19 protein-coding genes are annotated in these 22,696 nt (G+C 68.1%); 5 read left to right on the top strand and 14 right to left on the bottom strand.

The window, feature by feature from the left end; genetic code table 11:
- Positions 1-29: 29 nt before the first annotated feature.
- Both ABE424_RS11010 and ABE424_RS11005 read right to left on the bottom strand, forming a co-directional pair.
- On the bottom strand, positions 30-563 hold the full coding sequence (locus tag ABE424_RS11010; protein ID WP_346491447.1) for a GNAT family N-acetyltransferase: 534 nt from the start codon (positions 561-563) through the stop codon (positions 30-32).
- A gap of 73 nt (positions 564-636) precedes the next feature.
- The gene (locus ABE424_RS11005) at positions 637-2,613 is read right to left on the bottom strand and encodes a UvrD-helicase domain-containing protein (RefSeq protein ID WP_176990295.1); all 1,977 of its coding nucleotides are present in this window, start codon (positions 2,611-2,613) and stop codon (positions 637-639) included.
- A gap of 132 nt (positions 2,614-2,745) precedes the next feature.
- Between ABE424_RS11005 and ABE424_RS11000 the strand changes: the two genes are divergently transcribed.
- A complete protein-coding gene (locus ABE424_RS11000; RefSeq protein ID WP_176990296.1) occupies positions 2,746-3,366 on the top strand; it encodes a thymidine kinase in 621 nt (206 codons plus the stop codon).
- Here the strand turns inward: ABE424_RS11000 and ABE424_RS10995 are convergent, their stop codons facing one another.
- The 6 genes from ABE424_RS10995 to ABE424_RS10970 all read right to left on the bottom strand — a co-directional run bounded on the left by ABE424_RS10995 (position 3,367) and on the right by ABE424_RS10970 (position 11,021).
- Positions 3,367-4,968 (bottom strand): glucan biosynthesis protein D, encoded by a 1,602-nt coding sequence (locus tag ABE424_RS10995; protein ID WP_176990297.1) that lies wholly within the window; start codon positions 4,966-4,968, stop codon positions 3,367-3,369.
- Between the two features lie 92 nt (positions 4,969-5,060).
- Positions 5,061-7,892: a protein kinase gene (locus ABE424_RS10990; RefSeq protein ID WP_346491446.1), complete on the bottom strand. Its 2,832-nt coding sequence runs from the start codon at positions 7,890-7,892 to the stop codon at positions 5,061-5,063.
- A gap of 30 nt (positions 7,893-7,922) precedes the next feature.
- The gene (locus ABE424_RS10985; protein ID WP_346491445.1) at positions 7,923-8,486 is read right to left on the bottom strand and encodes an ECF-type sigma factor; all 564 of its coding nucleotides are present in this window, start codon (positions 8,484-8,486) and stop codon (positions 7,923-7,925) included.
- Positions 8,487-8,551: 65 nt separating this feature from the next.
- Positions 8,552-9,364 (bottom strand): bifunctional DNA-formamidopyrimidine glycosylase/DNA-(apurinic or apyrimidinic site) lyase, encoded by an 813-nt coding sequence (gene mutM / locus ABE424_RS10980; protein WP_346488445.1) that lies wholly within the window; start codon positions 9,362-9,364, stop codon positions 8,552-8,554.
- A 73-nt stretch (positions 9,365-9,437) separates the two neighbouring features.
- The gene (locus tag ABE424_RS10975) at positions 9,438-9,815 is read right to left on the bottom strand and encodes a hypothetical protein (protein ID WP_346491444.1); all 378 of its coding nucleotides are present in this window, start codon (positions 9,813-9,815) and stop codon (positions 9,438-9,440) included.
- 3 nt (positions 9,816-9,818) lie between these two features.
- Positions 9,819-11,021 carry a fatty acid desaturase gene (locus ABE424_RS10970; RefSeq protein ID WP_346491443.1) on the bottom strand — a complete coding sequence of 401 codons (1,203 nt, stop codon included), beginning with the start codon at positions 11,019-11,021 and terminating at the stop codon, positions 9,819-9,821.
- Positions 11,022-11,171: 150 nt separating this feature from the next.
- Here ABE424_RS10970 and ABE424_RS10965 point away from each other — a divergent pair, with 150 nt between their 5' ends.
- Together ABE424_RS10965 and ABE424_RS10960 are read left to right on the top strand one after the other, a co-directional pair.
- Entirely contained in the window at positions 11,172-12,002 is an 831-nt protein-coding gene (locus ABE424_RS10965; protein ID WP_346491442.1) for an ATP-binding cassette domain-containing protein, read from the top strand.
- Positions 12,003-12,137: 135 nt separating this feature from the next.
- Positions 12,138-12,986: a phosphatase PAP2 family protein gene (locus tag ABE424_RS10960; RefSeq protein ID WP_346491441.1), complete on the top strand. Its 849-nt coding sequence runs from the start codon at positions 12,138-12,140 to the stop codon at positions 12,984-12,986.
- A 275-nt stretch (positions 12,987-13,261) separates the two neighbouring features.
- Here the strand turns inward: ABE424_RS10960 and ABE424_RS10955 are convergent, their stop codons facing one another.
- On the bottom strand, positions 13,262-15,529 hold the full coding sequence (locus ABE424_RS10955; RefSeq protein WP_346491440.1) for a TonB-dependent receptor: 2,268 nt from the start codon (positions 15,527-15,529) through the stop codon (positions 13,262-13,264).
- Positions 15,530-15,768: 239 nt separating this feature from the next.
- On the opposite strand from ABE424_RS10955, the gene ABE424_RS10950 reads away from it, so the two are divergent.
- Entirely contained in the window at positions 15,769-16,767 is a 999-nt protein-coding gene (locus ABE424_RS10950; RefSeq protein ID WP_346491439.1) for a patatin-like phospholipase family protein, read from the top strand.
- 107 nt (positions 16,768-16,874) lie between these two features.
- On the opposite strand, the gene ABE424_RS10945 is transcribed toward ABE424_RS10950, so the two are convergent.
- Positions 16,875-17,357: an Lrp/AsnC family transcriptional regulator gene (locus ABE424_RS10945; RefSeq protein ID WP_123730980.1), complete on the bottom strand. Its 483-nt coding sequence runs from the start codon at positions 17,355-17,357 to the stop codon at positions 16,875-16,877.
- Positions 17,358-17,484: 127 nt separating this feature from the next.
- Here ABE424_RS10945 and phhA point away from each other — a divergent pair, with 127 nt between their 5' ends.
- Positions 17,485-18,381 carry a phenylalanine 4-monooxygenase gene (gene phhA, locus ABE424_RS10940; protein ID WP_346491488.1) on the top strand — a complete coding sequence of 299 codons (897 nt, stop codon included), beginning with the start codon at positions 17,485-17,487 and terminating at the stop codon, positions 18,379-18,381.
- 111 nt (positions 18,382-18,492) lie between these two features.
- On the opposite strand, the gene ABE424_RS10935 is transcribed toward phhA, so the two are convergent.
- The 4 genes from ABE424_RS10935 to ABE424_RS10920 all read right to left on the bottom strand — a co-directional run bounded on the left by ABE424_RS10935 (position 18,493) and on the right by ABE424_RS10920 (position 22,678).
- Positions 18,493-19,596 (bottom strand): GDSL-type esterase/lipase family protein, encoded by a 1,104-nt coding sequence (locus ABE424_RS10935; RefSeq protein WP_346491438.1) that lies wholly within the window; start codon positions 19,594-19,596, stop codon positions 18,493-18,495.
- Between the two features lie 101 nt (positions 19,597-19,697).
- Complete coding sequence (gene kduD / locus ABE424_RS10930) at positions 19,698-20,453, bottom strand: 2-dehydro-3-deoxy-D-gluconate 5-dehydrogenase KduD (protein WP_128095343.1); 756 nt, start codon at positions 20,451-20,453, stop codon at positions 19,698-19,700.
- Positions 20,454-20,519: 66 nt separating this feature from the next.
- Positions 20,520-21,368 (bottom strand): 5-dehydro-4-deoxy-D-glucuronate isomerase, encoded by an 849-nt coding sequence (gene kduI / locus ABE424_RS10925; protein WP_179460622.1) that lies wholly within the window; start codon positions 21,366-21,368, stop codon positions 20,520-20,522.
- Positions 21,369-21,619: 251 nt separating this feature from the next.
- Positions 21,620-22,678, bottom strand: coding sequence for a LacI family DNA-binding transcriptional regulator (locus tag ABE424_RS10920; RefSeq protein ID WP_121044030.1), 1,059 nt, complete (start codon positions 22,676-22,678; stop codon positions 21,620-21,622).
- Positions 22,679-22,696 lie beyond the last annotated feature (18 nt).

Raw genomic sequence — 22,696 nt, 5'->3', positions numbered from 1 at the left:
ACCGGGTCAGACGGCCGGGCTCTACCGGGTCAGACGGCTGGCGCGCCCGGGGTGGCGAACAGCAGCACCACATCGCCGCCATGCGGCGGCGGCAGCAGCAGGTCGCCGCGATCCTCCATGCCCAGCTTGCGCAGCAGCGCGGCCGAACGCACGTTGTCCGGCGAAACGATGCCGTACAGATCGGTGTAGCCCAGCACGTCGCGCGCATAGTGCATCACCCCGCGCGCGGCTTCGAATGCGTAGCCGTGGCCCTCGTACTGCGACAGCAGCGCATAGCCGATATCCGGTGCCGGCAGTCCGTCGCGACGGACCAGGCCGGCGTTGCCCAGCCAGGCGCCGTCTTCGCGGCGGACGATCGCGTACATGCCGAAGCCGTTGAGGGTATAGCTGCCCAGCACGCGTTCGGCGGTGTAGTCACGCGCCTGCGCCAAGGTGCGCACGCCGCGGTCGGCGATGTTGCGGATGAAGCCGGGCTCGTTGAGCAGGGCCAGCATGTCGGCCGCGTCATGGTCGGGGTCGATCAGGCGCAGGTGCAGGCGGTCGGTCTGGATCACGGCGGACATGCGGGTACCGGCTGAGGGAGATAGCCTGATTGTGCCGTAGAGCCACCCATGGGGTGGCCCTACCCGGCGACGCTCAGTCGAACAGGGCCTGGATCGCCGCCAACCCGGCGCTCGCGCGTTCCTTCTTGCGCGCGGCATCGGCGACCGGATCGGCACCATCGCGCTGCATTTCCTCGGCCGGTATCTCATCGAAGAACCGGCTGGGCTTGAGCCGCACGTGCTCGCCGAACTTGCGGGTGAGCTTGCTGTAGCTCATCCAGAGCTGCACCTTGGCGCGGGTGATGCCCACGTACAGCAGGCGCCGCTCTTCCTGCAGGTTGCCTTCGTCCAGGCTGACCTGGTGCGGGAGCACGCCGTCTTCGCAGCCGATGATGAACACGTACGGGAATTCCAGGCCCTTGGAGGCGTGCATGGTCATCATGCGCACCTGGTTGCCGCCGTCGTCCTTGTCGTTGCGCGACAGCAACGCCAACTGCGCGGCAAGATCCGCCGTGGAGGCACCCCGAGGGCCGCCTTCGAACCACTGCGCCAGTTCTTCCAGGTTGCCGAGACGACGCTGGTACACGGACTCTTCCTTGCACGCGCTGCGCAGGTCCGAGACCAGCCCGGAGTCCTTCACCAGCTTGCGCACCAGGTCACCGGAGCTGAGCTTGGGCATCTCCGCGCGCAGGTCACGCAGGATGTCGGTGAAGCGGCTCAGGCCGTTGGCCGCACGCGGCGGCAGCTGCGAGAGCGCGCCGATCGCTTCGGCGGCATGCGCCATCGGCAGGTCTTTTTCCGACGCCAGCTCGGCCAGCTTGGCCAGCGTGCCGGCGCCCACTTCACGCTTGGGCGACTGCACCGCGCGCATGAAGGCCGTATCGTCGTCCGGGTTCACCAGCAGGCGCAGCCAGGACAGCGTGTCCTTGACCTCCTGCCGTTCCAGGAACGCGGTACCGCCGGTGATGTGGTACGGCGCGCGCACCAGCTGCAGCGCCTTTTCCAGCGGCCGCGACTGGAAATTGCCGCGGAACAGGATGCAGAAATCGCTCCACGGAATCTTCTTGGAGGTGGCCAGGAAGGAGATTTCCGCCGCTACTTTTTCGGCCTCGTGCTCGCTGTTGCGGCACTCCCACACGCGGATGCGCTCGCCGTCGGCCTGGTCGCTCCACAGCTTCTTCAGGTGTTCGTGCGGGTTGTTGGCGATCAACGCATTGGCCGCGCGCAGCACGCGGTTGGAGCAGCGGTAGTTCTGCTCCAGCTTGATGATTTCCAGCGCGGGATAATCGCGCGCCATCTGCTGCAGGTTTTCCGGATTCGCACCGCGCCAGGCGTAGATCGACTGATCGTCATCGCCCACGCAGGTGAAGTTGCCCTTGCTGCCGGCCAGCTGCTTGAGCAGCCGGTACTGCGCATCGTTGGTGTCCTGGCATTCGTCGACCAGCAGATACCCGATGCGTTCGCGCCAGGCGATGGCGATCTCGGGATTCTCTTCCAGCACCTGCACCGGCAGCCGGATCAGGTCATCGAAATCGACCGCGTTGAACGCGGTCAGGCGCAGCTGGTAGCGCTCGTAGACGCTGGCCGCTTCCTTCTCGCGCGTGCTGCGCGCGGCCGCCATCGCCTGCTCGGGCGAGAGGCCGGCATTCTTGGCGCGCGAGATCAGGTTCTTCACGTCCTCGATGTCGTCCGGCTTGGCCCCGTACATCAGGTCCTTGACCTGCGCGGTCGAATCGTCGGCATCGAAGATCGAGAACCCGCGCTTGAGCCCCACCGCGGCGTGCTCGATCTGCAGGAACTTCAGGCCCAGCGCGTGGAAGGTACAGATCGTCACTTCATCGGCATCGTCACCGCGCAGGCGCTTGGCCACGCGCTCGCGCATTTCCTTGGCCGACTTGTTGGTGAAGGTGATCGCCGCGATCCGCCGCGCCGGGTAGCGCTTGCTGGCGATCAGCTGGCCGATCTTCTCCACGATCACGCGCGTCTTGCCGCTGCCCGCGCCCGCGAGCACCAGCAGAGGACCTTCGCAGTGCATCACTGCCGCGTGTTGGGGAGGATTGAGACCGTGCATGCCATCTCCAGGGGAGGGGCATTGTAGCGGGCCGCCCGGCCGGAGCGTGGTGATCGCCGGCAGCGGACGAAAGCGTCCGCTCCTTTGGGGCCCGGCGGCCACGAGAGGCGGCCGGGCGTCTAGAATTGGCCGATGGCCAAGCTCTATTTCTATTATTCGGCGATGAACGCCGGCAAGACCACGACCCTGCTGCAGTCGGCGCACAACTACCGCGAGCGGGGCATGCGCGTGGCCATCCTGACCCCGCGGCTGGATGATCGCGCGGGGCGCGGCGTGGTCGCCTCGCGGATCGGCCTGAAGGCCGACGGGATCGCGTTCCAGCAGGACACCGACCTGCAGCAGCTGATCGCCGACGACATCGGCACGCACGGCCCCTTGGGCTGCGTACTGGTCGATGAAGCGCAGTTCCTGACCCGCAGCCAGGTCTGGCAGCTCAGCGAGGTGGTCGACCAGATGCGCATCCCGGTGCTCTGCTACGGCCTGCGCACCGATTTCCGCGGCGAGCTGTTCGAAGGCAGCCAGTACCTGCTGGCCTGGGCCGACGAGATGCAGGAGATCAAGACCATCTGCCACAGCGGCAAGAAGGCCACGATGACGGTCCGCGTGGACGAGCACGGCCACGCGGTGCAGGACGGCCCGCAGGTGGAGATCGGCGGCAACGAGCGCTACGTGTCGGTGAGCCGCGCGGAGTTCAAGAAGATCACGCGCGGCGAGGGAAGAATCGACCCGGCACAGGTCCCATTGCCGCTTTGATCAATACAACGTGCGTTCCGGCGCGCCCTTCGGCGGCGGGCTGTACTGGTACAGCCAGGTTTCGGTGAGCGTTTTGCCGCCGCTGCGCAGGTACAGGCGGATGTCGATCTGCTCGGTGGAATCCTCCGGCGGCACGACATCGAACATGGCGCGGTAGCCCTTGATCTCGCGCAGTGGACGCGCCGAGACGATCTCGGTGCGGCCACGGCTGACCTGGACCACGGCTTCGACCTCGCCCTTGTCGATCAACGCCGCCAGCTCGCCGCCTTCGAAATCGACCGCGAAGCGCCATGAGAAATACGCGCGCTTCTTGCCGATCACCCCGCCCAGGCCGGTACGGCTGGCCACGCAGTGCGCCAGCGGCGTGCGGGCCGGCGGCTCGGCGCCCCAGTACAGGCGGTAGCCCAGCAGCAGCTCCTGGCCGGGCTGTGGCTTGGCCTCCGGATTCCAGAACGCCACGATGTTGTCGAAGGTCTCATCCACGGTCGGGATCTCGACCAGCTGCACCGAGCCCTTGCCCCACTGCCCCTTCGGTTCCACCCACAGGCACGGCCGCTTCTCGTAGAAGACGCCGTCGTCCTGGTAGTGATCGAAGTTGCGGTCGCGCTGGAGCAGGCCGAAGCCGCGCGGATTGTTGTCCACGAACATGTTGAAGCGCAGGTTGTATGGGTTGCACAGAGGGCGCCAGATCCATTCCCCGGCCCCGGTCCACATCGACAGGCCGTCGGTATCGTGGATCTCCGGGCGCCAGTCCCAGGCCATGCGGCGGTCGTTCTCGCCCACCTGGTACATGCTGGTGCACGGCGCGATGCCCAGCCGCTCGATCGCCTTGCGCGGGTACAGCGCGCAGTCGATGTCCATCAGCAGCACGTCACCGTTGGTGATCGCGAAGCGGTAGGCGCCGGTGGTGCTCGGCGAATCCAGCAGCGCGTACACCACCAGCGTGTCGGAGTCCGCCGCCGGCTGCTCCAGGTAGTAGGCGATGAAGTCCGGGAACTCCTCGGGCTTGCCCATGCCGGTGTCGATCGCCAGGCCGCGCGCGGACTGGCCGTACTGGCCTTCCTTGCCGACCGCGCGGAAATAGCTGGCACCGAGGAACGCGGCGAAGTCGCGGTTGGTGTCCTTGCGCGTGTTGAGGCGGAAACCGGCGAAGCCGAGGTCGGCCGGCAGGTGGCTGCCCTTCAGGCCGCTCTTGCCGTAATCGAACGCCGCGCCGTCATAGGCCAGCTCCTGCGCCTTGCCGTCGGTCACGTCGAACATCCGCACCGGCGAGTGGAAGTACAGGCCGAGGTGGAAGAACTTGGCCTGGTAGCGGCCGGGCTGGTCGGCCCACAACGCATGGTCCTGGCGGTACTGGATCGACTGGTACTGGTCCCAGTCCAGCGCTTCGACCGGGCCGGGCAGCGTGCGCTTGTGGCTCTGATAAGCGGCCTGGGACAGCGCGCGGGCCTGCCCCTTCAGCGAGGCGAAGTCGAACGGCTGCGGCTGGCCGAGCCGGCGCAGGCCGACCTGGTTGCCCTGCGCGGCGCAGGCCGGCAGTGCGGGCAGGCCGAAGGCGGCCAGGGCCACGGAGGCATTGCGGAGGAAGTCGCGTCGTTGCATGCAGGCAGCGATGGCAGGGAAGGGCCGGCCATCATAGGCACGCAGACGTTAATTCGCCGAAGTGAATACGGCGCAGCGTTCAGCCAGCATGCTCAGGGAGCAGCGGCTACCTGCGCCGATGCGCAGGCCTGGCGTGCCCGCTCCACCTCGGCCACCAGCTGTCCCCCCTGCGGGAACTGCGCCTTCAGCGTCTGGTGGAGCTGCCCCAGCGCCTCGCGGGCACGCGCCGGTGCGCCGGGGCAGTCGAGTTCGGCCATCGCCGCCCGGGCGCGCCAGCGCAGCGCGCGGCTCTCGGGGTCGGCCGTGTCGCCCACCAGCAGGGGCGCCAGCGCGCGGCGGGCTTCCACGGTCTGGCCCATGCGGCCCAGGTTGCGCCCCCAGGCCAGCTGCAGCGCACGCTGCAGGGCCGGGCCGGCGGACCCGGCCCGGTCCACCCGGGGCATGAGCGCGGCCAGCTGCTCCCCGGCCTGGCGCGGGTCGCCGTGCGCACTGACCAGCTCGGCCATGCGGCGGTCGGCCTGCTGCACCGAGGCATCGTCATCGCCGCGCTGCGCGGCCTGCCACTGCCGCCCCTCGTGCAGGGCGGCCAGGGCGGCCTGCCAACGCCCGGCCCGGGCCAAGGCCTCGCCCTGGTCGTACAGGCCCTGCGGCAGCAGGCCCACGCAATCGGGCTGCCGCCAGATCGCCACGGCCCGGGCGAAGTCATCGAGGGCGGTGGCGCTGTCGCCGCGCTCCATGGCCAGCCGGCCCAGCGCGTGCCAGGTCAGCCCGGTATCGCGGTGCTGCTCACCCAGCGCCTGCCGGGTGAGGCGATGGATCTGCTGCAGCTCGGCCTGTGCCTGCTCGAGGTCGCCCCGCTGCATCGCCAGCAGGGCGCGCACGCGGCGGATCGAGAGGGTCTCGGGATGGTCCGGTCCATACAGCGTCACTGCATCGGCAGCTGCCAGTCGCAGTGCCTGCTCGGCGGCGTCCACATCCCCCTGCGCGGCCAGGCTCTCGCCCATGTGCCGGCGCAGCGCGATCAGCTGCGGGTACCGCATCGTGGCATCGGCCTGCAGCAGCTGCAGCGCCTGCCGGTAACCGGCCAGCGCCGCCGGGGCGCGGCCATCGTCGCTGTCCAGCGCGGCAAGGTCGGCCAGGCTCTCGGCGGTGCCGGGCGTGTCGCGGAGGATGTCGCGGCGCAGGACCAGCGCCTGGCCGAAAGCGGCGCGCGCGTTGTCGCGGTAGCCGAGGAGTTGCTGGCAGCGGCCGAGCTGGGTGTGGTACGCGGCCACGGCCGCCGGCAGCCGCAGGCGGTACGCCGTGGCCAGCGACTGCATCGGGGTGAGGTGGGTCACGCAGTCGCGCGAGCGGCCGAGCATGCGCAGCGCACGGCCGCGCTGGGTCACGGCCTCCAGCTGCAGCGTCGGCGGCACCTCGCCGACCTCTTCCAGCAGCGCGCGCTGGCGGTCCAGTGTCTGCAGTGCCAGCTGGTAGTCGCCCATGCCGATCCGGAGCCGGCCGATCACCCCTTCCAGCTCGGCCAGCGACAGCGGCTGATCCCGCAGTTCGGCCTCGCCGCGTTGCTGTCCGGTCGCCAGCAGCTGGCGAAGATCGAAGCTGCCGTGGCGCACGCCGGCGGCGCGGTCGAACAACCCCACGGTGAAATCCTGCATGGCCTGGGCACGCGCGATCTCGCGGCGCGCCTGCTGCATCTGCCACAGCGCGGTCAGTGCCAGTCCAAGCAGGGCCAGCACCGCGACGCTGCCCAGCGCCACTCCCCACCGGTGCCGGCCCAGGTATTTGCGCAGCCGGTAGCCCACGTGCTGTGGACGCGCATGGATCGGCCGGCCTTCGAGGAAACGGCGCAGATCCTGGGCCAATGCTTCGACCGAGGGGTAGCGCTGTGCCGGCTCCTTCTGCAGGGCTTTGAGCAGGATCGTGTCGAGGTCGCCGCGCAGGCGCCGTGACAGGCGCCTGGCGGCCACCGCGTGCTCGCCACCGGCGGCGGCCAGGCGCGCCATCACCGACGAGGCACGCGGTGCCTGCACCTCCAGGATCGAGCGTTCCCACTCGGCATCGCTGTGCCGGCGCAACCGGTAGGGTTTCTGGCCGGTGATCACTTCGAACAGCACCACGCCCAGCGAATAGACATCGGTGAGCGTGGAGACCGGCTCGCCACGCACCTGTTCCGGCGCGGCGTAGTGCAGGGTGAAGGCGCGCGCTTCGGTGGGCGGATGCGCGGGCGGCTTGCCGTCGTCGTCGTCCAGCAGCTTGGCGATGCCGAAGTCCAGCAGCTTCACCTCGCCATCGGCGGTGACCAGGATGTTGGAGGGCTTCAGGTCGCGGTGCACGATCAGGTTGGCGTGCGCGTGGCTGACCACCGCGCACACCTGCAGCATCAGCTGCAGGCGGCGCTCCAGCGGCAGCGCCAGCCGCTGGCAGTGGTCGGTGATCGGCTCGCCTTCGACATAGGCCAGCGCTAGGTACGGCTGCCCCTGCAGGTCCACGCCCGCATCGAACAGCTGGGCCAGGTTGGGATGCTGCAGCCGGGCCAGGATCTCGCGCTCGCGGCTGAAGCGCTGGCGCAGGCCGGGGTCGGCGTAGCCGCTGCGCAGCAGCTTCAGGGCGACCTGGCGCTCGTACAGACCGTCGGCGCGCTCGGCCAGCCAGACCTCGCCCATGCCACCCTCACCAAGCGGACGCAGCAACCGGTAAGGGCCGACCCGGGTGCCGACCCGGCTGTCTTCGGGCGCGGCGGTCCACAGCGGCTGCGCCAGGAACTCGTGGCTGTCGCGCTCGTGGACGAGCAGGCGCTCCACGTCGTCGGCCAGGCCGGGATCCTCCGCGCGCAGGCGCAGCAGCCGCTGCTCACGCGCCGGTTCGGGCAGTTCCAGCAATTGATCCAGCAGGCAGGACAGCTGCCGCCAGCGTGACGCCTCCATCGCTCCTCTCCCCGGACGATGCGTGGCTGTTCAGGACTCCCCGACCCAGGCCAGCAGGAACATGCGCGCCTTCTGCCAGTCGCGGCGGATGCTGCGCTCCGAGCGCTGGCACAGATCGGCGATCTCCTGCTCGGAGAGGCCGGCGAAATAACGCAGTTCCACCACCTTGGCCAGGTGCGCATCCACCGCATGCAGCTGTGCCAGCGCGACATCCAGGGCGAGCAGGTCTTCATCCAGGCGCACGCCGCTGCTGCTGTTCTCGGGTAGCTCCACCCGTTTGAGATCGCCGCCGCGCTTGCGGGCCAGCCGGTTGCGTGCGTAATCGACGACCACGCTGCGCATCGCCGAGGCCGCATAGGCAAAGAAATGCGCACGATCCTCGAAGCGGGCCGCGCCGCGGGAGCCGAGCAGCTTCAGGTACGACTCGTGCACCAGCGAGGTGGCATCCAGGGTGCGTCCCTGCTGCCCGGCCAGCTGCCGGCGGGCCATGCTGTGCAGCTCGTGATAGAGCAGGGTCAGGACCCGGTCGAGCGCGGCGCGGTCGCCCGCCCGGGCCGAATCCAGCCACACGGTGATATCCGGTCCTTCGTCCATCGCACACCCCCGCCGGTGATGTTGGGCGGACTATACCGCCGGGGGAGCGACAGCCGCGCGACGATTCAGCGCTGGCAGTGCCCGCACCAGACGCTGGCACGCTGGCCGATGGTGGCGTGGCGGAGCAGCCGGCCGCACTGGCGGCAGGGCTCGCCTTCACGCCCGTAGACCAGCAGTTCCTGCTCGAAATACCCCGGCGCCCCGTCCGGATTGATGAAATCGCGCAGGGTGGTGCCCCCGCGGGTGATGGCGTGGGTCAGGATCTGCTTCACCGCGTCGGCCAGGCGCTGGTAGCGCTCGCGCGAAATCCGCCCGGCCTCGCGCAGCGGGTTGATCCCGGCCATGAACAGGCTCTCGGCGGCATAGATGTTGCCGACGCCGACCACGATGGCCTGGTCCATCAGGAAGGTCTTCACCGAGGCGCTGCGGCCGCGGCTGCGGGCGAACAGATAGTCGCCGTCGAACGCCTCATCCAGCGGCTCCGGGCCGAGTCCGGCCAGCAGCGGATGGGTCTCCCCGGCCGGCTGCCAGAGCAGGCTGCCGAACCGGCGCGGGTCGTTGAAGCGCAGCAGCCGGCCGTTGTCCAGGCTGATGTCCACATGGTCGTGCGCCCGCACCGGGGTATCGCCGGGCAGCACCCGCAGGCTGCCGGACATGCCCAGGTGCAGCACGGCGCTGCCGACGGCGGTATCCAGCAACAGGTATTTGGCGCGGCGGCGCACGCCCTCGATGGCCTGGCCGGGAAGCTGCTCGCTGACCTCCGGCGGGATCGGCCAGCGCAGGTCCGGGCGACGCAGGATCACACCGTGGACGCGGCGGCCTTCCAGATGCGGCGCAAGGCCGCGGCGGGTGGTTTCTACTTCGGGGAGCTCGGGCATGGCGCAATTCTAAGGCGTCCCCCGATGAACCGCGGTAGAGCGGCGCGCTGCCCCGCTACGTTCCGAGCGAGGCTCAGCGCGGCGGTGCCGCCAGTTCGCGCGCACTCAGATAGCCATCGCCATTGGCATCCTGTTTGTGGAACCGCTGGACCAGCGTCTGCCGCTGCTGCTCGCGGGTGATCGGCGGGCCCTTGCCACCGGGCAGCTCATCGGCGCCGAGCACGCCATCGCCGTTGCGGTCCATGCGATCGAAGGCGTACAGCAGCCACTGCACGTACTCCTCCACACTGACCCGGCCATCGCCGTCGGTGTCCATGCGCTGCAGGTAACTGCCGGTGTCGGTGACCTGCGCATGGGCCGTCGCGCCGAACAGGCCCACGGCCAGGCCCAGACACGCAGAACGCCGCACAAGGCGGCGTTTCGCGGACACGTTCCCGGGCGGGAGGCGCATCGATCAGTGTGCCGTCAGTGCGTAGCCCTTCAGGCGCGCGGCGTAGTTCTGCAGCGCGGCGATGCCACTGGCTTCGGCTTCATGGCACCACGCCTGGAGCAGCTTGAGGCGCTCGGCGGCGTCGTTGCCGCGGGCTTCAAGCAGGGCGGCCAGGCGGGCGCGGTGTTCGACCAGCACGCGGATGCGCGGGCGCTGCTCGACCCAGGTGCTGAGCTGGGCGCGGCAATCCGGCTTGAGCCAGCGGCCGTCGTTGACCAGGCCACGGCGCATGCGACGCGGCAGCAGCTTGCGCAGCTTGGCGCCGGCCATCGCGGCCTCTTCGCGCAGGGCCGGGACGAACACGTTGCGCTGGTAGTCGGTCATCGCCTGGAAGCGGTGCGACAGCAGGGCCTTGAGGGTTTCAGCATCGGGCACGGCGATGTTCGGGCGCACGTCCATGCTCGGTGCCACGCGCAGCACTTTGGCCAGGCGCAGGGCCTGCAGGCCACGGATCACCGCCCAGCCGATATCGAACTCCCAGCGGCGCATCGAGAAGCGCGCCGAGCTCGGGAAGGCGTGGTGGTTGTTGTGCAGTTCTTCACCGCCCACCCAGAACGCCCACGGCGTCAGGTTGGTGGAGGTGTCGGCCGATTCGAAGTTGCGGTAGCCCCACCAGTGGCCCAGGCCATTGATGACGCCGGCGGCCCAGAACGGGATCCACGCCATCTGGATCGCCCAGAGGGCCACGCCGGGCAGGCCGAACAGCACGCTGTTGATGACCAGCAGCGCGACCGGGCCGAGATTGGCGTGCGGGGTATACAGTTGGCGCTCGATCCAGTCGTCCGGGGCACCACGGCCGTACTGCTCGATGTCCGCGCGCATCGCGCGGGCCTCGCGGTACAGCTCCACGCCGCGCCAGAAGACCATGCCGATGCCCTTGGTCACCGGGCTGTGCGGGTCTTCATCGGTCTCCACCTTGGCGTGGTGCTTGCGATGGATCGCCACCCACTCCTTGGTGATCATCGAGGTGGTCAGCCAGGTCCAGAAGCGGAAGAAGTGCGCGATGACCGGGTGGAAATCCACGCCGCGGTGCGCCTGGCTGCGGTGCAGATACAGGGTCACGGCGAAGATGGTCAGCTGGGTGAACACCAGCAGCACCAGGCCCATGCCCCACCAGCCGAGGCCGACGACACCGCCGGTCAGGAAGTTGAGGAGCGTATCGAACATCGCAGGACTCCGGGCCGCAGTCGGCCGTCAAGGAAACAGGGCTACCTTCGGACATGATGGGGCCTGACGTTGCAAACTTCATCCCTCTGATGCCATTTTTGCGCAGTCATTCAGTTCTTCCCTTACCTTCGTGAGCATGCCACCGCATTCATGACAGTCGCAGCCTCGCCGGTGGTGCCGGCCTCCCCCGTCCCCCTGATCGAGCTCGACCGCGCCTGTGTCATCCGCGGCCAGGTCCGGGTCCTGCACGATCTCAGCCTGCGCATCGAACAGGGCCAGCACACCGCCCTGCTCGGCCCCAACGGCTGCGGCAAGTCGTCCTTCATCAAGCTGATCACCCGCGAGCTTTACCCGCTGGCGCATGGCGATGGCACGGTGGCGGTGCGCGTGCTCGGCCAGAACCGCTGGCAGGTCGACCGGCTGCGCTCGCAGCTGGGCATCGTCACCGGCGATCTGAGCAGCAATCTCTCCGACATGCCCAGGCTGACCGTGGAAGAAGCGGTGCTGACCGGCTTCTTCGCCAGCTTCGTGGTGCCGGCCTTCCGTGAAGTGAGCGCGGAGATGCGCGACCGCGCGCGTGAAACCCTGGCCATGACCGGTGCCCTGCCCCTGCTGCAGCGTGGCTATGCCGAGCTGTCTGCCGGGGAAACCCGGCGCGTGCTGATCGCCCGCGCGCTGGTCAATCGGCCGCAGGCCCTGCTGCTGGATGAGCCCTCCACCGGGCTGGACCTGATCGCCCGCGAGCAGCTGATCGCCACCATGCGTGATCTCGCCCGCCAGGGCATCACCCTGGTGCTGGTGACCCACCACATCGAGGAGATCATTCCCGAGATCGAACGGGTGGTGATGCTGCGCGGCGGCAAGATCCTCGCCGATGGCGCGCGTGCCGAGCTGCTGTGCGATGCGCCGTTGTCCGAGCTGTTCGGCGGCCCGATCCGGGTGGTGGAGCAGGCCGGCCGGTTGAGTGCGTTCGCGGGCTGAGCAGCCCCGGTCCACGCCGGCCATGTGGGGTGCACGTGGGCACGCCATGCCGGATCTGGCCGGATGACGAACGGCCGCTGTCGTTGAAGGATGAAGCTGCGATCATGCCGCTCCCCTCTTCTTCGAGACCTGCCGATGTCCTCGTCCCTGCGCTCCGCTGCCGTTCGCCCGATGCTGGCGACCGCCCTGCTCGCCGCCCTCGCCGGCTGTTCGTCGACGGCTGTGCCGCGCACCACGGCGGTGGAAGCCTCGGTCACCACCAAGGCCGTCGGCTACCTGCAGGGCGCTGCCGTGCCGGCAAGCCTGGCGCTGGTACCGGCGCCGCCGGCCGCCGGATCGGCCGGCTTCGCGCTGGACGAACAGGTCAGCCGTGAAGCCCGTGCCCTGCGCGGCAGCCCGCGCTTCGAGCAGGCACACCGCGACGCCGAACTCGCCTTCCCGGCCGGCGCCAACCAGTTCTCGTGCGCGATCGATGTCGATGTGGACGCGGTGAAGACGCCGGCGCTGTACCGCCTGCTGGAACGCAGCCGGATCGATGCCAGCGCCGCCACCCGCACCGCGAAGAAGCACTACCAGCGCGCGCGGCCGTTCATGGTCAATGGTGAGCCCACCTGCTCGCCGGAAGACGAGCAGGACCTGCGCGGCAACGGCTCGTATCCCTCCGGCCACACCTCGATCGGCTGGGCGTGGGCGTTGATCCTGTCGGAGATCGTTCCGGACCGCGCCGATGCGATCCAGGCACGCGGCCGCAACTACGGCGAAAGCCGTCTGGTCTGCAACGTGCATTGGCAGAGTGACATCCTGGAAGGCCGTTTCATGGGCGCGGCCGCCGTGGCACGCCTGCATGACAACGCCGCGTTCAACAGCGACCTGCTGGCGGCGCGCAAGGAGATCGCCGCGGCACGCAGGGCGGGGCTGCATTCGGCACGGGATTGCGCGGCCGAGGAAGCGGTGTTGAAGGTGCGGCCGGCGAGCGCGTTGTAAGGCGACACCTGTCGATGGCATGGCATTGTGGGTAGAGCCGGCCGCTGGCCGGCGCCTCGCGGTGCCCAACAGGGTGCAGAGCCGGCCAGCGGCCGGCACTACCGATACGGCGGTACCGATTGGCGATACAGCGGTCGGCGGTCGGCGGTCGGCGGTCGGCGGTCGGCGGTCGGCGCGAAGATGGCGGCACACAAGAAAACGGCGCGGATTTCTCCGCGCCGTTTCTGTTTCAACAGCGTGCCCGCCAACGGTGGGCACCTACCACATGACGTGCATCAGAACTTCGCGGTGAACTCCAGCCCGAAGGTGCGCGGCTCGTTGAGGAAGCCGGTCAGGTTGTTGAAGTCGATCGCGCCGACCACGCGGACCTGGTCGGTCAGGTTGCGGCCGTATACGGCGACGTCGTACTGGCCGTAATCCCAGTTGTAGCCCAGGCGCAGGCCACCTTCCAGCGAGGAGCGGCTGCGGAACTCCGGCGACTCGTACAGGAAGAAGTTCACTTCGCTGCGGTAGGCCCAGTCGGTGTAGACGTAGAACTCGCTGGCATCGTTGACCGGGAAGCCCGCGCGCAGCGTCAGGTTGTGGATCCACTTCGGCGCCTGCGGCAGCGGGTTGCCGTTGACCAGTGCGTAGGTGCCGCCATCGATGACCGTGGTCGGGTCGGTGATGGTGCAGCCGCCGCCACAGATCGCCACCGCCAGATCCTTGTCCTTGATCTCGGTGTCGTTGTAGCTGCTGCCCAGGGTCAGCAGGACGTGGTCGGTCAGGTAGGCTTCGAAGTCGAGCTCGGCGCCCTGGCCGAGGGTCTTGTCGGCGTTGAGCAGGGTCGCCGTGTTGTTGGTGCCACCCACGGCGATCAGCTGCTGGCCGTCGACGTTGTAGCGGAACACGTTGAAGCCCAGGCGTGCGCGGCGGTCGAACAGGTCGGCCTTGATGCCGGCCTCGTACGAGATCACCTTCTCCGAATCCGCCTGCGAGACGCCACCGAAGGCCAGGCGGCCCTGGATCGACGGTGCGCGGAAGCCCTTGGCCACGCGGGCGTACGCGTTGAGGTTGTCGGTGATCTGGTAGACGCCGCTCAGGTCCCAGCTGACGTCGTTGACGTCGGTCTTGGCGATGTACGGGCCGCTGACCGGGGTGCCGAACGGCACGGCCTGCAGCACGCTGGCGCTGAAGTCCTTCTTGTCCTGCGTGTAGCGCACGCCACCGCGCAGCTTGAAGCGCTCGGTCACGTCGAAATCGCCGGAGGCGAAGGCGGCCCACGCCTTGTTGCGCTGCTGCTGCACGGCGTGACCGGTCTGCGGATTGCCCGGGGTCAGCGAGTCGTAGTTGAAGCTGTCGATGGTGACGTCTTCATCGAAGTAGAAGACGCCGGCCTGCCAGTCGAAGCGGCCCCATTCATTGGATTCCACGCGGAATTCCTGGGTCCACTGGCGGTGGTGCGGCAGGCCATCTGCCGATTCGGAGGCAAACGGGATGTTGCCCGGGCCGTAGTTGTCGGCGCCGAGGAAGCTGGCACCGTAACCGCCATCAATGTCGCCATGGTTCAGCGATTCGGCGGTCTCGTAGCCGGTGATCGAGTGCAGCGTCACGCGGCCCAGGTCCCACTTCAGGCGCGCGCTGCCGCCCCAGGTTTCCAGGTCGGAGAAGTTCTGGCCATCGGTGGAGACCTCATCGCGGTCGAAGTTCTCGACCAGCTGGTTGGTACCCGGCTTGAGGATGTTGGCGCGGAACAGGCGCGCGGTGCCGTTGAGCTTGCGCTTGTGCAGGTTGAACAGCGCTTCGACATCATCGCCTTCGTAGAGGAACTGCACGCGGGCGGCGGCTTCGTCATAGCCTTCGAAGCCCTGTGCCGGTGCGCCCTGGCGGGTGTTGGTGACCCAGTCGTCGCGGCGCTGGTACAGCGCGGAGACGCGGGCCGACCAGCGGTCGGTCAGCGGGCCGCCGTAGGCGCCCTGCGTATTCCAGGTGTTGTAGCTGCCGTAGGCGACCTTGATGTACCCGTCGGCATCCTGCGAGGGACGCGCCGAATCGAACTTCACCACGCCGGCCGGGGTGTTGCGGCCGAACAGCGTGCCCTGCGGGCCACGCAGCACTTCCACGCCGGCCAGGTCGAACAGCGGGAAGCCCTTCAGCAGCGGGCTTTCCTGCACCACGTCGTCATACACCAGCGACACCGGCTGCGAGGCATTGAGGTCGAAATCGGTATTGCCCAGGCCGCGGATGTAGAAACGCGGGAAGGCACGGCCGTAGGACGATTCGATGTTCAGGCTGGGCACACGCGCCGACAGGAAGCGGATGTCATCGCCGGCCGAACCGAGCACGTCGAGCTTTTCACCCTGGATCGCCGAGATCGAGACCGGCACGTCCTTGGCGTTTTCGACGCGGCGTTGCGCCGTGACCTGCAGCGTATCGAGGGCAACCGGATCCTTGGTGGCGGGGGCATCCTGGGCTGCGGCCGTCAATGGCAGCAGGGCGGCAAGAGCGACAACGAGCGGGTGCACGGACGGGAAACGGCCGTGGGCAGTGCGGTTCGGGAACATGGCGTTTAGGCTGTGTTGGGAGGGGTGGTGGACCGGCGCTACCAGACAATTGTTGCAGTACAGCAACAGAGCCGCAAACAACCGCTATTCATTACCCCCTTCCGGGAGCGCGCGTTGTGACGGCGGTCGCGGCCCGGCATCCCCCGTCACGGCCTGAATGCCCTGCTCCGCTGTCCTGCCGGTCCCGACAACGCTTCGGTATGCTGGCGGCCCTCGATGCCCATTCAGTTGCCACGCCGATGACTTCACTGCGCCGTACCCGCCTGACGCTGTCCGTTGCCCTGCTCGGCCTGCTGGCCGGCTGTGGCGGTGATCCCGTGCGCCCGACCCCGCCGCCGGCGGCCGTTCCGGTGACGCCGGCCAAGCCGGTCAAGATCGGCATCGCGCTGGGCGGCGGCGCGGCCAAGGGCTTCGCCCACATCGGCGTGATCAAGATGCTGGAGGCCAACGGCTTCGAGCCGGTGGTGGTGTCCGGCACCAGCGCCGGCAGCGTGGTCGGCGCGCTGTATGCCAGCGGCATGGACGCGTTCCAGATGCAGTCCAGGGCGGTTGCCCTGGATGAAGCCAGCATCCGCGACGTGCGCCTGTTCTCCGGCGGCCTGGTGCAGGGCCAGAAGCTGCAGGACTACGTCAATGCGCAGGTCGACAACCGCCCCGCCGAAAAGCTGAGCAAGCCCTTCGCCGCGGTCGCCACCCAGCTGGAAACCGGTGAGCGCACGGTGTTCGTGCGCGGCAATGTCGGCCAGGCGGTGCGTGCGTCCAGCAGCATCCCCGGCGTGTTCGAACCGGTGAAGATCGGCAAGTACAACTACATCGACGGCGGCGTGGTCAGCCCGGTGCCGGTGGATGCGGCGCGCCAGCTCGGCGCGGACATCGTGATTGCCGTGGACATCTCCAGCAAGGCCAGCGGCAAGGCGCCGACCGGCATGCTCGGGATCGTCAACCAGTCGATCTCGATCATGGGCCAGCGGCTGGGCGAACAGGAGCTGGCACGCGCGGACGTGATCATCCGGCCCAAGGTGCTCGACATCGGTGCCGCCGATTTCGGCCAGCGCAACAACGCGATCCTGGAAGGCGAGAAGGCCGCGATGGCGGCGATGCCGCAGATCCGCGCCAAGGTCCAGCAGCTGCAGAAGGCGCGTGCTGCCGCGCTGGCCCCGCCGCCGGCCAAGCCCAAGTGCGATGAGCCCTCGCGCGTGGGCCGGCTGATGGGGCGCAAGGAGAAGTGCGAGGGTTGAAGCCCCGCCACCGGTAGAGCCGACCGTTGGTCGGCTGCTCCTGGCTCTGGTCTCCACGAAGCCGACCAACGGTCGGCTCTACCGTGCGATCGGGAGGGCGATCCGCGTCACTCCAGCTGCGACAACGGCAGCGCGCGGAAGTCCTTCACGGTGCGCAGCACGAAGCTGGAATTGACGTCGGCCACGCCGGCGGCATTGAGCAGCTTGTCGAGCAGGAAGCTGGAGAAGTGCTCCAGGTCGCGCACATAGATGTGCAGCAGATAGTCCATGTCGCCGGTGAGCGCATGGCAGGCCACCACCTCATCCCAGATCAGGACGCTGTCGGCGAACACGCCGATGGCGTGCTGGTCGTGCTTCTCCAGCTGCACGCGGACGAAGGCCTGCAACCCCAGCCCGATCTGGCGCGGTTCCAGGCGCGCGCCATACCCGGCGATCACGCCCTCGCTCTCCAGCCGCTGGACGCGCCGCAGGCAGGCGGACGGGGACAGGTTCACCCGTGCGGCCAGCTCGGCGTTGGTCGCGCGGCCGTGTTGCTGGATTTCCGCCAGCAGGCGCAGATCCGTGCGGTCGAACTGGGCAATTCCGGTCATTGCTGCCCCGCAACATGAGGTGGACGCAATGATCTTGCGCCAGAAGGCCATATCCGCGCAACTTTGCAAACCTCTTGCGCGCGCCCTGCCCTAGCATCGACAGATGACTTCCCAGGAGACCACCACGATGGAAACCGCCACCGCCCCCCGCCGCGTCGAACACCAGCAGACCGACAAGGGGTACGTGCCGGTCTATACCACCGCCATCGTGGAACAGCCCTGGGACAGCTACACCGCCGACGACCACGCCACCTGGAGCACGCTGTACCAGCGCCAGCGCGCGCTGCTGGAAGGCCGTGCCAGCAAGGAATTCCTGCACGCGCAGGACGAGATGGGGATGAGCGCGCACATGATCCCGCGCTTCGACCAGCTCAACGAAGTGCTGGGCGCCGCCACCGGCTGGACCCTGGTCGGAGTGGAAGGCCTCCTGCCGGAGCTGGATTTCTTCGACCACCTGGCCAACCGCCGCTTCCCGGTGACGTGGTGGATCCGCCGCCCGGACCAGATCGACTACATCGCCGAGCCGGACATGTTCCATGACCTGTTCGGTCACGTGCCGCTGCTCATGAACCCGGTGTTCGCCGACTACATGGCCGCCTACGGCCGCGGCGGCGTCAAAGCGCATGCGATCGGTCCGGAAGCGCTGCAGCACCTGACCCGCCTGTACTGGTACACGGTGGAGTTCGGCCTGATCAACACCGACGAGGGCCTGCGCATCTACGGCGCCGGCATCGTGTCATCGAAGGGCGAATCGCTGTACTCGCTGGAGTCGGCGGCGCCGAACCGGATCGGCTTCGATCTGGAGCGGATCATGCGCACCCGCTACCGCATCGACACCTTCCAGAAGACCTACTTCGTCATCGACAGCTTCGAGCAGCTGATGGAGGCGACGGCGCCGGACTTCACCCCGATCTATGCGGCGCTGGAAGCCAGGGACCACCTGCCCGCCGGTGAGGTGCAGGACGGTGACCATGTGTTCCAGAAGGGCACGGGGGAAGGCTGGGAAGACGGCGGCGACGTGTGACGTCATGACGCAGTTCACCGGGCTGTTGAAGTTTGGACACCTATCCTTCAAAAGCTTCCTCAGCTTTTGAAGGTTATCAACGTAGGCAGCCCGGTCATGCCCGGCTGCCTTTCAGCGCGGATACGCCAACAGCACCACCAGATCCTGCTCCCCCACCTGCTGCAGCGCATGTGAGCTGCCCACCCGCGTCAGCAGCGCATCCCCCGCCGCCACGTCGTACTGCTTTCCATCCAGTACGTAGCTGCCCTGCCCGCTGACGATGTAGTAGATCTCGTCCTTGTGCTGCGGATGCAGGCCGATGCCCGCACCCTTATGCAGCACGCGCTTGCGTAGAACGAACGGGATGTCCATGTCCTCGGCGAAGAACGGATACGCCGTGGTCGGCCCCGCCCCACCATGCGGACCCGGCTGGGTCACGGCGATATCGCGCTCGTGCACCACGCGCGAGGGCTTCGCGCCATCGCCGCCCTGCCCTGCACTGCGTACCTCGCAGTCGATGTCGCGCTTCAGCGCAGGCCTCATCGCCGGCTGCAACGCCACCCAGTCGCGCATCACCAGGCACGCCACCGCCGTCGCACCGGCCACGCTGAAGTGCGTGCCATCGGCCTTGTTCTGCTCGGGCACGAACAGGAAATACGGCTTGGCGCCCTGTTCGCCCAGCCCGCGGATCCAGCGCGTGGAACTGTCGTTGAGATCGATCAGCGCGACCTGCTCGCGCGTGGCCAGCGCTTTCACCGCCTGGGTGTACACACCATGCGTATCCAGCAGCGAGCCGAAGTCATACAGCAGCCGCGCCACCGGCGTGATCAGCACCGGCGTGGCGCCCTTGTCGCGGGCCAGCTGCACGTAGCGCATCAGGAACTGCGGGTAGGCAACGGCAGGATCGGTATAGCGGCTGGGATCTTCGAACTTGGCGTCGTTGTGGCCGAACTGGATCAGCAGCACGTCACCCCGCTGAAGCTCGGCGGCGATCGCGTCCAGGCGTTTCTCATCGATGAAGCTGCGCGTGCTGCGGCCGCCCTTGGCGTGGTTGCGGACCTCCCACACAGCGGGATCGAGATAGCTCTGCAGGGCCTGGCCCCAGCCGGCCTGTGGCGCGCGTTCCGGGCCGTACCCGGCAGCGGTGGAATCCCCGGCAATGAAGATGCGGTGCGGGGCGCACAGCGCGCTGGGCGCCGCAAGCAGCAGCGACAGGGACAGCAGCAAACGCAGCATGGTCATGCTCCTGGGTGGAGAGCTGCCGGCCAGCGGCCGGCACTACCGGAGCCCACGATCTGCAGCGCAGATCGTGGGAGCGCCAGCGCGTAGCGATGGTGTTACCGAGCGAGCCAGCCGCCATCAACCGGCAGGACCGCGCCGTTGACGTAGTCCGAGGCGCTGGAGGCCAGGAACACGGCCGTGCCGCCGAGGTCTTCCGGGGTGCCCCAGCGTGCGGCCGGGATGCGGTCGAGGATGGACTTGTTGCGGTCCTCATCGGCGCGCAGCGCGGCGGTGTTGTCGGTGGCCATGTAGCCCGGGGCGATCGCGTTGACGTTGATGCCCTTGCTGGCCCATTCATTGGCGAGCAGGCGGGTGATGCCGGCGATGCCGCTCTTGCTGGCCGTGTACGACGGCACGCGGATACCGCCCTGGAAGGACAGCATCGAGGCGATGTTGATGATCTTGCCGCGGCCCTGGGCGATGAAATGCCTGCCGGCGGCCTGCGAGATGAAGAACGCGGACTTGATGTTGACGTTCATCACGTCGTCCCAGTCCTGCTCGCTGAAATCCACCGCGTCGGCGCGACGGATCAGGCCGGCGTTGTTGACCAGGATGTCCAGGCCGCCCAGGCCTTCGATGGTTTCGCGGATGACGCGCTCGACCGGCTCGATGCTGATCAGGTTCGCTTCGATCGCCAGGCAGCGGCGGCCCAGCGCGGTGATGGCCGCGATGGTCTCGGTGGGCGGCTGGATGCCGGCCACGGCGACGTCGGCACCGGCCTGCGCCAATGCGACCGCGATGCCCTGGCCCAGGCCGGTGTTGCCACCGGTGACGAGGGCGACCTTGCCTTCCAGACTGAACGGATTAGCCATTGCGTATGTAGTCCTTGTCCAATGCGTAACAGACGCCGCCGGCGCGATGCCGGCGGCGCGTCGGGGTCACTTGAGCTGGCAGATGTCCAGCACGTGCATGTCGGTGTAATCCAGGTTCTCGCCGCCCATCGCCCAGATGAAGGCGTAGTTGCTGGTGCCGGCGCCCATGTGGATGGACCACGGCGGCGACACGACGGCTTCGTTGTTCTGGATGACGATGTGGCGCTGCGCGTCCGGCTCGCCCATGAAGTGGTACACGCGGTCGTTCTGGCCCAGGTCGAAGTAGAAATAGACTTCGCTGCGGCGGTCGTGCAGGTGCGGCGGCATGGTGTTCCAGACGCTGCCCGGCTTGAGCACGGTCAGGCCCAGCAGCAGCTGCGAGGACTGGCAGGTCGCCGGCACGATGTACTGGTAGATGGTGCGCTCGTTGCTGGTTTCCAGCGCGCCACGGTCCAGGGCCACGGCGTCCTTGATCGACAGCGCCTTGGTCTCGAAGCGCGCGTGCGCCGGGGTCGAGGCCAGGTAGAACTGCGCCGGGGTGGCGGCGTCATCGGACGCGAACACGACGTCTTCGCTGCCCATGGCCACGTACAGACCATCCTTCGGCCCGAGCTTGAACACGGTGCCGTCCACGGTGACGGTGCCGCTGCCGGCGCCGACGTTGATCACGCCCAGCTCGCGGCGCTCCAGGAAGGCATGGCCGGCGGCCGAGGCGGGTTCAGTCTGCCTGGGCAGCGAGACCGGGCCGTTGACCGGGGCCGCACCGCCGAGCACGAAGCGCTCGTAGTGGGTGTACTTCAGGGTCACCGCATCGGCGTTGAACAGACCATCGAGCAGATACAGATCGCGCAGGTCGTCATTGCTGGCGCCCTTGATGGCGTCGGGATGGGTGGCGTAATGGGTCTTGCAGTACATGGCGTCTCCAGAGCAGGGGTGGGGCGATGCGTCGGCCCCGGCACGATTTCAGGTGATTGTAGCCAGTTGGTAAACCGGTGTCATTTTGCAGCGCACGATAGGCCGGGTGGCCCGCGGACGGGAGTCGGGACGGGAGGCGATACGACCGGGGGAGGCGACACCACAGCAAGGGTGACGGCAGAAGAAGCGTCACGACCGAAGAAGCGTCACGACCAACGGTCGTGACCTACCGGGGATTGACGCCCGGGGCGTCAATCCTCGGGCGGCTGGCAGGAATCGCGCACGATCAGGTGCGGGCGCACGCTGGCGTGCTGCATCACGGCCTGGCCATCGGGCTGGATCAGCATCGCGGCGGCGGTGCGGCCGGTGTCGCGGGTATGCCGGCGCACCGAGGTCAGCGACGGCCACAGGCGCGAGGCCAGCGGGCTGTCGTCGTAGCCGATGATCGAGAGCTGGCGCGGGATGTTGATGCCCGCGCGCAGCGCGACCTTGTAGATACCGGCGGCCATTTCATCGTTGCCGGTGAAGATGGCGGTCGGCCGCTGCTTGCCCAGCAGCAGCTTCTCGGCCGCGGCCACACCGGATTCGAAGGTGTAACCGGCCTCGACGATGCGTGCCGGCGGCAGCTCGATGCCGCGCTTGGCGAGCGCATCGATGAAGCCGGCCGTCCGCTCGTGCGCCGAGCGGTACGCGCTCGGGCCGGTCACCAGGGCGATGTCGCGGTGGCCCAGCGAGAGCAGGTAATCGGCTGCTTCGGCAGCACCGTCGCGGTCGTGGGTGACCACCATCTGCGAGGTATCGTCCAGCGGCAGCGAGGCGATGCGGGTGAAGCGGCAGCCGATTTCATCGAGCATGTCGACCAGTGCCTGGTCTTCGGAAGCACGCGGCACCAGGATCACACCGTGCAGCTTCTGCTGCTGCACGAAGCGGCGCACGCCGTCGATGTAGCCGGGGCTGCGCGAATCGCAGGGATGCACGACCAGCTCGAAACTGGAGCCGCGCAACGCATCCAGCGCACCGTACTGCATGTCCACGATGTACTGCGCGGTCGGGTTGTCGTACACCATCCCGATCAGGAACGAGCGCCGGAACGCCAGGCCGCGGGCCAGCGGGTCCGGCGTGTAGCCGACCTCGCGCATCAGTGCTTCGACCTTCTCGCGCGTGTCCTTACGCACCAGCGGCGAGTTGTTGATGATGCGCGAGACGGTCTTCTTGGATACCCCGGACAGACGCGCGATGTCGTTGATCGTGGCGGCCTTGCCTTTGGTCAATCCGTGCGGCGACGGATCGGTTTTGCTGCGCAATGACATGTCGTTCAAACCGGGGAT

This window comes from Stenotrophomonas sp. TWI1149, assembly GCF_039673155.1.
Lineage (GTDB): Bacteria > Pseudomonadota > Gammaproteobacteria > Xanthomonadales > Xanthomonadaceae > Stenotrophomonas > Stenotrophomonas maltophilia_AA.
Note: the sequence above shows the minus strand (reverse complement) of the source record. Positions and strands in the feature narration are given on the sequence as shown.

What these genes read in the sequence shown, in the direction of transcription:
- ABE424_RS10990 (WP_346491446.1), bottom strand. Translation starts at nt 7,892, where the DNA reads ATGGAGGCGTCACGCTGGCGGCAGCTGTCCTGCCTGCTGGATCAATTG.
- ABE424_RS10945 (WP_123730980.1), bottom strand. Translation starts at nt 17,357, where the DNA reads ATGACCGGAATTGCCCAGTTCGACCGCACGGATCTGCGCCTGCTGGCG.
- ABE424_RS11005 (WP_176990295.1), bottom strand. Translation starts at nt 2,613, where the DNA reads ATGCACGGTCTCAATCCTCCCCAACACGCGGCAGTGATGCACTGCGAA.
- phhA (WP_346491488.1), top strand. Translation starts at nt 17,485, where the DNA reads ATGGAAACCGCCACCGCCCCCCGCCGCGTCGAACACCAGCAGACCGAC.
- kduD (WP_128095343.1), bottom strand. Translation starts at nt 20,453, where the DNA reads ATGGCTAATCCGTTCAGTCTGGAAGGCAAGGTCGCCCTCGTCACCGGT.
- ABE424_RS10920 (WP_121044030.1), bottom strand. Translation starts at nt 22,678, where the DNA reads ATGTCATTGCGCAGCAAAACCGATCCGTCGCCGCACGGATTGACCAAA.
- ABE424_RS10975 (WP_346491444.1), bottom strand. Translation starts at nt 9,815, where the DNA reads ATGCGCCTCCCGCCCGGGAACGTGTCCGCGAAACGCCGCCTTGTGCGG.
- ABE424_RS10965 (WP_346491442.1), top strand. Translation starts at nt 11,172, where the DNA reads ATGACAGTCGCAGCCTCGCCGGTGGTGCCGGCCTCCCCCGTCCCCCTG.
- mutM (WP_346488445.1), bottom strand. Translation starts at nt 9,364, where the DNA reads ATGCCCGAGCTCCCCGAAGTAGAAACCACCCGCCGCGGCCTTGCGCCG.
- ABE424_RS10950 (WP_346491439.1), top strand. Translation starts at nt 15,769, where the DNA reads ATGACTTCACTGCGCCGTACCCGCCTGACGCTGTCCGTTGCCCTGCTC.
- ABE424_RS11000 (WP_176990296.1), top strand. Translation starts at nt 2,746, where the DNA reads ATGGCCAAGCTCTATTTCTATTATTCGGCGATGAACGCCGGCAAGACC.
- ABE424_RS10960 (WP_346491441.1), top strand. Translation starts at nt 12,138, where the DNA reads ATGTCCTCGTCCCTGCGCTCCGCTGCCGTTCGCCCGATGCTGGCGACC.
- ABE424_RS10995 (WP_176990297.1), bottom strand. Translation starts at nt 4,968, where the DNA reads ATGCAACGACGCGACTTCCTCCGCAATGCCTCCGTGGCCCTGGCCGCC.
- ABE424_RS10985 (WP_346491445.1), bottom strand. Translation starts at nt 8,486, where the DNA reads ATGGACGAAGGACCGGATATCACCGTGTGGCTGGATTCGGCCCGGGCG.
- ABE424_RS11010 (WP_346491447.1), bottom strand. Translation starts at nt 563, where the DNA reads ATGTCCGCCGTGATCCAGACCGACCGCCTGCACCTGCGCCTGATCGAC.
- ABE424_RS10970 (WP_346491443.1), bottom strand. Translation starts at nt 11,021, where the DNA reads ATGTTCGATACGCTCCTCAACTTCCTGACCGGCGGTGTCGTCGGCCTC.
- kduI (WP_179460622.1), bottom strand. Translation starts at nt 21,368, where the DNA reads ATGTACTGCAAGACCCATTACGCCACCCATCCCGACGCCATCAAGGGC.
- ABE424_RS10935 (WP_346491438.1), bottom strand. Translation starts at nt 19,596, where the DNA reads ATGCTGCGTTTGCTGCTGTCCCTGTCGCTGCTGCTTGCGGCGCCCAGC.
- ABE424_RS10955 (WP_346491440.1), bottom strand. Translation starts at nt 15,529, where the DNA reads ATGTTCCCGAACCGCACTGCCCACGGCCGTTTCCCGTCCGTGCACCCG.